This window comes from Neptunitalea lumnitzerae (genome assembly GCF_027924185.1).
Classification (GTDB): Bacteria; Bacteroidota; Bacteroidia; order Flavobacteriales; family Flavobacteriaceae; genus Neptunitalea; species Neptunitalea lumnitzerae.
In genome coordinates this window covers 932,184-944,096 of the sequence record NZ_BRVO01000002.1, presented here as the reverse complement: position 1 = coordinate 944,096, position 11,913 = coordinate 932,184, and the positions used below count along the sequence as shown (strand labels likewise).

Annotated in this window: 10 protein-coding genes; 4 read left to right on the top strand and 6 right to left on the bottom strand. The window is 32.8% G+C overall.

Going from position 1 to position 11,913, the window contains the following annotated elements:
* Positions 1 to 3 precede the first annotated feature (3 nt).
* Genes Y10_RS11395 through Y10_RS11385 form a run of 3 tightly spaced genes read right to left on the bottom strand, consistent with a single transcriptional unit; the run spans position 4 to position 5,423 of the window.
* Positions 4 to 1,314 (bottom strand): amidohydrolase family protein, encoded by a 1,311-nt coding sequence (locus Y10_RS11395; RefSeq protein ID WP_309297829.1) that lies wholly within the window; start codon positions 1,312 to 1,314, stop codon positions 4 to 6.
* Positions 1,315 to 1,326: 12 nt separating this feature from the next.
* Positions 1,327 to 4,314, bottom strand: a complete 2,988-nt coding sequence (locus tag Y10_RS11390; protein WP_281765512.1) for an amidohydrolase family protein — start codon at positions 4,312 to 4,314, stop codon at positions 1,327 to 1,329.
* Positions 4,315 to 4,355: 41 nt separating this feature from the next.
* The gene (locus tag Y10_RS11385; protein WP_281765511.1) at positions 4,356 to 5,423 is read right to left on the bottom strand and encodes a DUF3810 domain-containing protein; all 1,068 of its coding nucleotides are present in this window, start codon (positions 5,421 to 5,423) and stop codon (positions 4,356 to 4,358) included.
* An 82-nt stretch (positions 5,424 to 5,505) separates the two neighbouring features.
* On the opposite strand from Y10_RS11385, the gene Y10_RS11380 reads away from it, so the two are divergent.
* The 3 genes from Y10_RS11380 (at position 5,506) to Y10_RS11370 (ending at position 8,563) form a co-directional block, all read left to right on the top strand.
* Complete coding sequence (locus tag Y10_RS11380) at positions 5,506 to 6,966, top strand: aminoacyl-histidine dipeptidase (protein WP_281765510.1); 1,461 nt, start codon at positions 5,506 to 5,508, stop codon at positions 6,964 to 6,966.
* A 350-nt stretch (positions 6,967 to 7,316) separates the two neighbouring features.
* A complete protein-coding gene (locus Y10_RS11375; protein WP_281765509.1) occupies positions 7,317 to 8,162 on the top strand; it encodes a hypothetical protein in 846 nt (281 codons plus the stop codon).
* A gap of 11 nt (positions 8,163 to 8,173) precedes the next feature.
* The gene (locus Y10_RS11370) at positions 8,174 to 8,563 is read left to right on the top strand and encodes a response regulator (RefSeq protein ID WP_281765508.1); all 390 of its coding nucleotides are present in this window, start codon (positions 8,174 to 8,176) and stop codon (positions 8,561 to 8,563) included.
* A 79-nt stretch (positions 8,564 to 8,642) separates the two neighbouring features.
* On the opposite strand, the gene Y10_RS11365 is transcribed toward Y10_RS11370, so the two are convergent.
* Genes Y10_RS11365 through Y10_RS11355 form a run of 3 tightly spaced genes read right to left on the bottom strand, consistent with a single transcriptional unit; the run spans position 8,643 to position 11,377 of the window.
* The gene (locus Y10_RS11365; protein ID WP_281765507.1) at positions 8,643 to 9,791 is read right to left on the bottom strand and encodes a peptidylprolyl isomerase; all 1,149 of its coding nucleotides are present in this window, start codon (positions 9,789 to 9,791) and stop codon (positions 8,643 to 8,645) included.
* A 2-nt stretch (positions 9,792 to 9,793) separates the two neighbouring features.
* The gene (gene gldI, locus Y10_RS11360; protein WP_281765506.1) at positions 9,794 to 10,354 is read right to left on the bottom strand and encodes a gliding motility-associated peptidyl-prolyl isomerase GldI; all 561 of its coding nucleotides are present in this window, start codon (positions 10,352 to 10,354) and stop codon (positions 9,794 to 9,796) included.
* A complete protein-coding gene (locus Y10_RS11355; RefSeq protein ID WP_281765505.1) occupies positions 10,355 to 11,377 on the bottom strand; it encodes a DHH family phosphoesterase in 1,023 nt (340 codons plus the stop codon).
* Positions 11,378 to 11,482: 105 nt separating this feature from the next.
* Between Y10_RS11355 and Y10_RS11350 the strand changes: the two genes are divergently transcribed.
* Positions 11,483 to 11,902, top strand: a complete 420-nt coding sequence (locus tag Y10_RS11350) for a nucleoside-diphosphate kinase (protein WP_281765504.1) — start codon at positions 11,483 to 11,485, stop codon at positions 11,900 to 11,902.
* Positions 11,903 to 11,913: the final 11 nt, after the last annotated feature.

Sequence of the window (11,913 nt, the reverse complement as noted above, 5' to 3'; positions counted from 1 at the left end):
AAGCTAGTTGCTACCATTTATTTTTTGATTGTATCTGTGGTATAATTCCGTTTGATGAGTTTCTAAACTAATGGCCCTACCTTGAATAAATGCTTTTGAAAGTATGTTTGTTCTCATATCAAGCGCATCTCCTTCAGAGATGAACAGTGTAGCATCTTTTCCGCTCTCTAAGGTTCCCATAGTATCTTCTACACCTAAAATTTTAGCAGCATTTAAAGTAATAAGACTTAGTGCATCTTCTTTGTCTAAACCATAGGCAGCACAAGTACCAGCATAGAATGGAAGGTTTCTAGAATTCATTCGCTCCATATCTCCATTAGGGTCTATGGAAACAACAACTCCTTTATTGGCTAACTCAGCAGCCAATTTATAAGGCTCTTTTACGTTATCATCTTCAGCGCTAGGAAGGCTATGAGGTCTGGTAACAATTACAGGGATATTGTTTTCGATTAAAAAGTCTGAAATTTTAGTAGCTTCATTTCCTCCAATAATTACTATTTTATGTATCCCTGCATCTTTAGCAAAGTTTACAGCATCCATGATTTCTCTTGCTCCATTAGCGTTTATATACAAGGTTTGCTTTTCTGTAAATAATCCTTGCATAGCCTCAAACGGTAAGTTTCTGGTTGCTGCTTTTTCTAGGTTGTAGACTTTTGCTTTTTCAAAGTATATTTTTAAATCGGCTATAATTTTAGCATATTTTTTGTTTGGTTTTAACGTTGGGTCTTCACCTAACCACCATTTACCTCTGGTTAGGCTATTTGGCCAATTCATGTGAATACCATCATCCTTTTTAAGGGCAGCATCTTCCCAGTTCCATGCATCAAACTGAACAATTGATGAGGTTCCAGAGATACGTCCGCCACGAGGCGTTATTTGTCCCGCCAAAATTCCATTTGGTCTCATGGTTTCTATTACTTTCGATTCTGTGTTATAAGCAATAAGACTTCTTATGTTAGGGTTTAAATCTCCTAATTCACTTTCGTCATCTGAAGCTTTTACAGCATCAATTTCAACCAAGCCCAAGGTAGAGTTACAAACAATAAAACCAGGATATACATGCTTACCTGTTGCATCTATTTTTTCGTCGTACTGTGTTGGGTCAATTTTTGTTTTAGTAGCATCGGTAACTAATGTTATCTTACCATTTTCAAAGGCTACATAGCTATTTTCAATTACTTTACCATTTCCAATATGGGCAGTAGCATTCATAATTAAAATGCGTTGGCTCTGTTTTTCGGCAGGAGTTTGCTGTGCTTTCGTAATTGAAATAACAGCCAATAATAGTAGTAATGTATATATATGTTTTTTCATAATTGTCATAGATTAAAGGGTGTCACAGTGCATTAATTCTTTTTTCTTTTCTTTAGGAGCCTGTGTTTTCATTCCTTTATTTTTAGCTTCTAACATTTGATTGATTAGGGTGTTTTTGGTAGCTTCAATTTCCTTTTTCATTTGCTCCATAGTTTCGTAATCATAGTAAATAACTCCTTCAATCATTGTTTTTTCTGCAATAGCGTATATAGATAGTGGGTTATCGCTCCATAAAACAATATCAGCATCTTTACCTACTTTAATACTACCAATGGAATCATCAAGGTGTAATAATTTAGCAGGATTTATCGTAACCATTTTCCAAGCTTCTTCTTCTGTCATTCCACCATATTTTATGGTTTTGGCAGCTTCTTGGTTTAATCTTCTAGACATTTCAGCATCATCAGAATTAATGGCTACAACAATACCGGCATCATGCATAATAGCTGCATTGTAAGGTATGGCGTCATTCACCTCAAATTTATAAGCCCACCAATCTGCAAAGGTAGAACCACCTACACCATGAGCTTTCATTTTGTCGGCAACCTTATAACCTTCTAAAATATGGGTAAATGTGTTTACATTAAAGTCAAATAGGTCTGCTACTTTCATAAGCATATTAATTTCACTTTGTACATATGAGTGGCAGGTAATAAAGCGTTCTTTATTAATAATTTGAGCCAGTGTTTCAAGCTCAATATCATATCTAGGTGCATTTGTTTTTGCTTTTTCTTTTTTAGAAAGACTTTTGTAGGTGTTCCATTTTTGGTCGTATTCTTTTGCACGTTGAAAATAATCTATAAAAACCTGTTCAACTCCCATACGACTCTGAGGAAATCTTCCGCCTCCCCAATTAGATTGTTTTACATTTTCACCTAGGGCAAATTTTATAAAAGGCGAGGCATTTTCAAGTAAAAGTTCTTGAGCACTAACTCCCCAGCGCGGTTTTATAATAGCCGATTGACCACCAATAGGGTTAGCAGACCCATGTAGTATTTGAATAGTAGTAACACCACCAGATAAATTTCTGTAAAGATTTATATCTTCAGGGTTTAGCACATCTTGTATAGAAACCTCTGCAGAAGAGTTTTGTCCTGCTTCATTTACGGCGTCTGTACCAATATGAGAGTGTTCATCTATAATACCACTGGTTAAATGTTTTCCTTTAGCATCTATAACAATGGCATTGGTAGCCGATAAATCTTTTCCAATGGCTTCTATTTTTCCATTATTTACAAGTACATCAGTTTCTTTTAGTATACCTTCTTCTTCATTAGTCCATACAGTGGCATTTTTAAATAAAATACGTTGTTGCTTTGGTAGTGAGTCAAAACCATAAGCCATGTTAGGAAAAGTAACTGGCATTATGGTTCTTAAATTTTTCTCTGTTTTATTCTTCTTATTGGCTTTATGCTCGGCAGTTTTCTTTTTGGTCGCTGTCCAAGCAATTACTTTTCCATTAGGTAGATTACCATTTCCTTTTAAAATAGTATCTGTAATTAATCCTGTTAATCGGGTATATTCTGTTTTGGTACTGTCTGCATCAATGCTGTTAAAGAAAATGTTTACCCATCCATCTTGGTAAGTTATTTTACTTTTAAGCTCTAGACTATCCTTCATTAATTTGAGTGCGGGTTTCTCAGGGCTTCCCTTAATGTGCATGGTATATGATAAGGTATCTATAGTAAGTACATAGTCACCACTAATATCTATCGTATTTCTATTACTTAGGATGTTAGCATTTCCTTGAACCCAATTTTCGTATATAGTAGTTTCTTTATCAAAAATGGGTCCTGAGGTAATTAGAAAATTAGCTATATATCCCTTTTTTAAAACACCAATTTCATTTTGTTTTCCTAACAATTTAGCCGGTACTGTAGTTAATGCTTCTAATGCCTTGGTTTCAGATAAACCATAAGAAATAGCACTTTGTAGATTGCTGAAAAATTCATCTACTTTTTTATTTTCACTTGCTGTTAAAGCAAAATTTACTTGATGCTCTTCTAAAACCTTTGGATTTGTAGGAGCCTGATTCCAATAGAGCATATCTGACAATGCAATTTTATTAGCTATGTATGGGTTAGAAACATCATAGGCATCTGGGAAGTCTAACGGAATAATAAAAGATGCTTTTGTATTAACTATTTCATCAATACGTTGGTATTCATCTCCACCACCTTTAAGGATGTAATTTTGTTTAAATTCTTTGGCTATTTTATCAGCTCTAAGCGCATTTTTTCTATCTTCAGCATCAAATATTTGCGGAATACCTTTGTTTTCTAGAAATGCTTCTATGGCTAAATCTTTGGAATTGCTATTTCCTTTGTTGTACCAATCTGTATCATAATAAAATTGTCTTAATAAAGCTATAGCTCCCATGCGTGATGTAGGGTAGCTTTGTTTAGATCGTTTACTTTTTTTAAAGGAAAAGTACTGAGCAGATTTTTGGTCTAATATTCTAAGATTATTGTCCTGAAAATTATTTAAAGCAATTAGAGTACCAGTACCTTGTACTATTCCATCGTTTACATGGGTACTTACAATACCAAAACCATTTTTAATATATTCTTTAGCTTTAGCGTTATCATAGTTAAATACTTCAATAGCACTTTGGTCAGGTCTAATATGGTCATTCCAATAATAGCCTTCTCTGTTGGCATCATAAAGTGTTTGGTTGCTGTCTTTAGGTAGACTTTCGGTATTCACACCAAAATTAGAATACATGTCTATAAAAGAGGGATAGATGTATTTATCTTTTAAATCAACCTGTACAGCATTCTTTGGGATAGAAATGCTAGCCCCCACATTTAAAACTTTGCCCTTTTGTATTAATAAGGTACCATTTTTTATAATTTCAGATGGCGAAACATAAATGGTAGCATTGGTAAATGCTACAATAGCATTGTCTGTGGTTTTAACTCCATCATTTTTAGGGAAATACTCTTGTGCATATATTGCTATGTGCAAGCATAGAAATATAAATAATAAGATTTTTTTCATTAAGCTTTAGAATTGGTATGATGTTTTAAATATACAATTTTTTATAATTCTCTGTTAGTGTAATAGTTAACCAATAATGAAATTACATAGTTGTAACTTTTAATACCTTCTTTTTGCTTATTAGCTTTTAAGAAGGTGTTATAAGTACTTTTAAAAACGGGCTCTGCTTTGTTTTGATATTGAGACCAGAACTTAGCAACTTCCATGTAGTTTAAAATAATGCCGTAGTTTATGGTAGTATTGTAAGATTCAAAAACTTCTTCATCTCTAGCTCTTAGCTCCCCTAAGCAATAACGTAATACAAAAATGTACGCAGAGTATTTAAAATAAATATCATCATTAGATACAGCTGCTAGGTACCCTATAAAGTTTGCCTCATTTTCAGCAGAATATCCTAACTGGTGTGCTATTTCATGACAAGTAGTAGTAGGGAATTTAAAATTGTAAATAAGTCCGTTTACTTGTGCTTCATTGGTAAAAGGATTTAAATAACCGCTATATCCCATATAGGTGAGTCCTTTGCTGTACAAAGATTTTTTAACACTTGTAGGATGATACGAAAATTGAGGATATTTTTCTGCTAGGTGGTCGTATCCGTTTTGGGTCATTTTAAAAATTTCTTGTTTGGTGTAGGGTACCGTAACTTTTAAAGAGTCGTTTCCTGTAATTTGCAAATGAACCTCGTTGGCTTTTGCAATAAGTCTGGTAGTGAAATTTTTTAATTCTTCAGTGGTGTAGTCTTCTTTAATCTGTAAACTTTCGTGCAACGGAAGCCTATAATAATTAAATGCCCATAAAAAATGAAATAAGGCATAAGCAATAGAGATTACTACAAATATTTCTTTAAAAAAAACTCTGGTTTCTTGTATAAATAAGCGTCCTTTTAAATAGAAAAATCTACAGATTAATAGTCCTAGAATTGTATACAGAATATCACCTATAGAAAAAGGTACCCAACCAAAGATATATCTCGAAATTTTTGAAATAAATTGGTAAATACCGGTACTGTAGTATTTTTCTACAAAATCAGGATGAGTACCTAGGTACTTTACCAAAAATATTTGTGGAATAATTGAAAATGCAATTAGTGTTTTAAATTTTTCAGACATGCTTCAAAAATAACTAAAATACCTTATTAGTAATTATGATTCGTTATTTTTGCTTGAATCTAAACTACAAAAATTAAAAGATATGAGTTCCGAAATACGTAACCTTGAACCAAAGTCTGTATGGAATAGTTTTGCCGATCTGAATGCGGTTCCAAGGGCATCTAAAAAAGAAGAAAAAGTAATTGCATTTATGAAGGCTTTTGGAGAAAAGCTGAATTTGGAAACTTTTGTAGATGAAGTAGGAAATGTTATTATAAGAAAACCTGCTACTCAAGGAATGGAGAACAGGTTGCCCGTTGTACTGCAATCTCACTTAGATATGGTACACCAAAAAAATGCAGATACCGATTTTGATTTTGCTACTCAAGGTATTGAAATGTTAGTAGATGGTGATTGGGTAAAAGCTAATGGAACTACCTTGGGCGCAGATAACGGACTAGGGGTAGCAGCAATTATGGCTATCTTGGAAAGTACTGATTTAGCTCACCCAGATATAGAAGCTTTATTTACCATTGATGAAGAAACAGGAATGACTGGTGCTATGGGGTTAAAAGGAGGCTTATTAAAAGGACAAGTACTTTTAAACCTAGATACAGAAGAGGATGATGAAATTGATATAGGGTGCGCTGGTGGTATTGATGTAACCGCTAAGCGTAGCTACAAAGAAGAAGAAGTACCAGAAAATGTGGTTGCCTATAAAATTACTGTTAAAGGTTTACAAGGCGGGCATAGTGGAATGGAGATTCATTGCGGTTTTGGTAACGCCAATAAAATAATGAACCGTTTATTGTTTGATGGTTTTGAGAATTTTGGACTAAGAATATCTGAAGTAGATGGGGGAGGGCTGAGAAATGCTATTCCTAGAGAAAGTTTTTCTACAGTGGTGGTAGACAATGTGCACCATGATGCATTTGCTTTAGAATTTAACCAATTGGCAGCAGAAATTAAGAAAGAATTAAAGCACACAGAGCCTAATTTAAAAATTACTGCTGAGGTTATTGGTGTACCGGAAAAAGTAATGGAACTAGGTGTACAAGAAGGTATTACCAGAGCTATCTATACAGCACATAACGGTGTTTATAAAATGAGCGCTAGTATGGAAGGGTTGGTAGAAACTAGTAACAATATTGCTAGGGTTATTGTTAAAGATGGAAAAATAAAAATTAGTTGTTTAACTAGGTCTTCTGTAGAATCTTCTAAATTAGATTTAGCAAACGCATTACGTTCTTGTTTTGAGCTTGTAGGTTGTCAAGTAGATTTTTCTGGAAGTTACCCAGGGTGGACACCTAATGTAGATTCTGCTATTTTAAAAGTTTTAAAGTTAAAATATACTGAGTTGTTTAATGAAGAGCCCGATGTAGTGGCTTGCCATGCAGGATTAGAATGTGGTATTTTAGGACAAAACTATCCAGATATGGATATGATTAGTTTTGGGCCCACCATTAAAGGTGCGCATTCTCCTGATGAAAGAGCTAGTATTACTTCAACTCAAAAGTTTTGGAGCTTTTTAAAGGAGATTTTAAGTAACATTCCACATAAATAATGTTATAAAATTTCAGATAAGTGTAAAAAAATAACTTTTCGTTTTTTTTTACTAAAAAAAATATATTTTTGGATTCTTATAAAATAACTAACTATCCAACACATTAAATGTACTTATCTGAAGCACGGAATAAATCCGTGATTAATAAAGAAAGTATAGTACCGAATTGCGAACGTTTTTCGGTACTTTATATTTTTGCTATGTGCACTAATCTTTTATGTAGTGTTCTTATGAAGCAAGGATATCCTGCATTTTCTTGTAAAGGTGCTGTTAGTTTATTGAAAAATTACAAATGAAAAAACTAATAGAATATTAACTTTTAAGATTTTAATTCTTAACGCCCCTAGCCTTTGCATTCTCAAAACCTAAAATATCGTTTAACTTACGAGGCATTTTCAAAATACTCCAGTAAGCTATCAACTATCAATTCTATTAAGGAGTTGGCAGAGGTAACAAGCCATAGTCTAAAATTTTTCTTCACATTTAAAGAGATGCGTATTCATATTACCAAGAATGGTATCTCAAGAGTTATACTATTTAAACCAAAAAAGTATGAGTTTATAAATGGTATAGACTTGTTTCCGTATGAAAAAGAACTTAGTTTAACTAAGGTGCCCATTTATAGAGAGTTAGATGCTAAATTAGACATGTATTTACCTTTTTGTGTATCTAAATGTTCAAATCCTAAATTGTGGTCATGGTATTTTGACTATTCAAATGCTGAAATCTATTTATCGTTATTATCAGATGATACCGAAGTCTTTCAAATAGAAGATTTAGATATTTTAAGATTGTTTGTAGAAACTTTTTCTGGAAAGTATCAGCAGTTGATACTTAGAAGAGAGCTTGAAAAAAATAACAAAAACTTACGAAAGGCTTTAAAAGAGATTGAGAAAAAAAATGAAGAAATTAACTCCATAATTTCTCATCAAAAAGAAATTATTAGAAAAAGAACTAAAAGCATTAAGGAGAAGAATAATATGCTTTTAGAAATGATTTCTGTGAACTCACACAATGTGAGAGAGCCGTTAACTAGAATTTTAGGTTTGTTAGATACTTGTGATACTACAGATTGTACCGAATTAGTTACTGTAATATTGCCTTATTTAAAAGCTAGTGCACAAGATTTAGACACTATAATTAAAGCTACCATAGCCAAAAGTTATGATGTAGTAAATAATAAAAAGTTTGAGTAAAATTTTTTAATATGAACCCCACAATCCCTAAAACTGTTTTTTTAGTAGACGACCAGAAAATATCTAATTTTATTAATAGACGTCTATTTACAAATTGCAATTTTTCTGGAGATATTTATTGTTTTGAAGACCCGGCTGATGCGCTTAGTGCGCTTGAGGAAATTTTACCAGATATGATTTTGTTAGACCTAAATATGCCTAAGATAAATGGGTGGGATTTTCTTGAAATTTTATCTAACAACAAAAAATTTAATACAATTCGCATTGTAGTAGCCACTTCTAGTACAAGCCCAATAGATAAAAATAGTGCAAAGCGCTTTCCTCAAGTAAAAGATTATTTGATAAAACCTTTAAATGGTAGTATGATTAATAAATTACTTCACAATGCAGGTTCTAATTGATTTATGGAATTCGTTTATATAAAAAAACGGCTGTACTTACTACAAAGTACAGCCGTTTTTTATTTACTGATATTTTTATTTAGTTTCCTGTAGGGCTACTTTTAATACCTACAATTTCAAGATCAAATACTAAGTCTGCGTTTCCTGGTATTACACCACCTGCGCCTCTTTCACCATATCCTAGATAAAATGGTATAAATACCCTTACTTTATCTCCCACTTTCATTTGCAATAGTGCTTCTTTAAAGCCAGCAATAAGGTTAGAGCTATTTTTGTAATCCATTGGAGAAGGAGTGTAACCATTCATCTGGTCTCTTCTAGCATCGTACTTACCAAATTGTTCTGCTACCTCTTTAATATTAGAATCGAAAAGGGTACCATCTTCAGCTAAGTAACCAGCATAGTTAACTAATACTTTACTACCTAATTCTGGCTTTTCACCTTCTGATTTGTTTAGGTAATAGATTTGTATTCCAGAGTCTGAGGTGATAGCCTCTTGTTTTTGTTTTGCTGTTTCTTCTAAAAATTTAGCTTTATGAGCTGCTAATTTCTCTGCGGCTTCTTTTTCTTTTAGTTCTTTATCAACAAAGTATTTTTCAAATACTTCAGCAGCATCAAATTTCTTAGCTGCTTTACCATTTTGTATAATTTCTACATGTTTAACTGTAATAGGTTGTAAAGGTTTGTTACTTCTTTGTTCTACTTTTACAGCAGCAATAGTATCAACTACTTCAATACCTTTAACAACTTTTCCGAAAATGGTATGTCTACCAGTTAACCATGGAGTTTCTTTGTGTGTTATAAAAAATTGACTTCCGTTAGTACCAGGTCCAGCATTAGCCATTGCTAAAATACCTTTTCCATCAAATTTTAATGTATCAACAATTTCATCTTCAAATTGGTAACCAGGTTTTCCTGCACCAGTACCTAAAATATCTCCACCTTGAATCATAAAATCTTTAATAACTCTGTGGAATATTGTATTGTCATAAAAAGGTTTTCCTTTTAATGAATCAGCTACTTTTGGGTTTGTACCATTTGCTAAAGAAACAAAGTTAGCTACTGTAACAGGGGTTTCTTCAAAGTATAATTTAACAATAATATTGCCTTTATTTGTTTGAATGTCGGCAAAAAGGCCGTCGCCTAAATTTTTGTAATCTTTCTTTTGGCAGCTACCAGCAGAAACAGCTAGTAACGCAAATGCGCAAAGCATAAAGAGTTTCTTCATAATTAATTTGTTGTAATTGAATCGTTTGATTTTTGAATTTCTAATATTTGTAAGGTACTTTTTAAAGGGGTGTTAACGCCTATTTTTTTCTGATCACCAATATAGCCGTAGGCTAGAGAAGAAGGGAAGAAAAATGTTGCTTTTTCACCCTTTTTTAGCAATTTTACAGCTTTTCTAAGTCCTAAGAATAAGTTTTCTTGCTTGTCTACTTTGTACAGGGTAGTATCAATAACAGCCTTGCTATAAATGGTTTTCCCGTTTAAAGTTTGTATATCATAAATAAGTGCAACTAAATCATTTTCTTTCGGAGTATAATCGGTATCATCTCTTTTATCGGTATACGTAAACCAAAAACCTTCTTCAGAAGGGTAATAGGTATGTGTAGAATCTTTTTCAATAATTTTTTGAATATACGATTCTTCTTTTTCAAGAATCTTTTTATTTCGTTCTACCGACTCTTTAAAAAAGGTTCCTGATGTAGAAGTAATAGGTTTTCTCGGTTCAGGGTCTGAACATGAAAAAACAAATAAGGTTAAACTTAAAATTGCAAAATATTTTTTCATTTAATCAACTAATTGATCTTGGTGGTACTTTACTAATTCTTCAAATCTTTTTGTAGTTTCTTCTAAAGATAAATCACTTCTACCTCCTGCAGCATTAATATGTCCGCCGCCATTAAAATGACTTCTAGAGAACAAATTAACATCAAAATTTCCTTTAGAGCGCAAAGATATCTTTACAAACGCTTCGTCTGAATTAATATTTTCTATAAAAATAGCAGCAAATTTAATTCCAGTTAAAGAAAGTCCGTAGTTTACAAATCCTTCGGTATCTCCTTTTTCAAAATTATAAGAAGTTAATTCCTCTTTGCTTAAGGTAATATAGGCAGTGTTATATTCAGTGAGAACCGTAAGATTTTTTAGAGCACAACCTAATAAATGTAATCTACTTATACTGTTGGCATCATAGATGTTAGAATGTATTGCAGCGTTTTCAGCTCCACAATCTATTAAGGCAGCTATAACTCTATGTGTTGTGCTAGTAGTGCTAGCAAATCTAAAAGAGCCTGTATCTGTCATGATACCTGTATATAAGCAATCTGCTATTTCTTTGGTAATATTAGCTGTGTCTCCTAAGTAGTTTATAAAGTGATACACCATTTCACAGGTAGAACTCATTGTAGCATCTGAATAGGTGACAGTAGCATAGTCGCTTGGACTTTGATGATGGTCTATCATTACAAATTTAGCAGAAGCAGCTTCTAGATAAGGTTGTATTCTGTCAGTTCTGCTAAAATCATTAAAGTCTAAAGTAAATATTAAGTCGGCCTCTTTTATTTTTCTAATGGCTACATCATATTCGCTATCAAACTTTAAAACTTCTGATTCACCTGGTAACCATTTTAAAAAGGTAGGGTAATCATTAGGGCTAATAATGGTAGCGTTGTGTCCTTTAGATTTTAAGTAATGCCATAATCCTAAAGTAGATCCCATAGCATCACCGTCAGGGTTTTTGTGAGGTATTATTATGATATTCTTAGCGTTAGCTAATAAATCTTTTAAAAGCGTAATTTCTTGTGTATTCATAATAATGCGAATATACAGATTTTATACCTTACCTGTAAACATTAGGGCTTTAGCTTGCGGATAATGTCAAAAAGAGTAAATTTGTTGAAAAATAATTATTAAACGATGGCAACTAATAGAACTTTTACAATGATTAAGCCTGATGCGGTTGAAAATGGCAATATCGGGGCTATTTTAGAGAAAATTCAAACAGCAGGATTTAAAATTGTAGCAATGAAGTATACCAAACTTTCTAAAGAAGACGCAGAAGCGTTTTATGCGGTACACAACGAACGTCCGTTTTTTGGAGAGCTAGTTACTTTTATGACAAGAGGTCCAATTGTAGCAGCTATTTTAGAAAAAGAAAATGCTGTAGAGGATTTCAGAACTTTAATAGGAGCAACAAATCCTGAAGATGCAGCAGAAGGTACCATACGTAAAACCTTTGCAAACTCTATACAAGAGAATGCAGTACATGGATCTGACAGTGATGAAAATGCAGCTATTGAAGGAGCATTCCATTTTTCTGGAAGAGAAATATTTTAAAGAATAAAAAA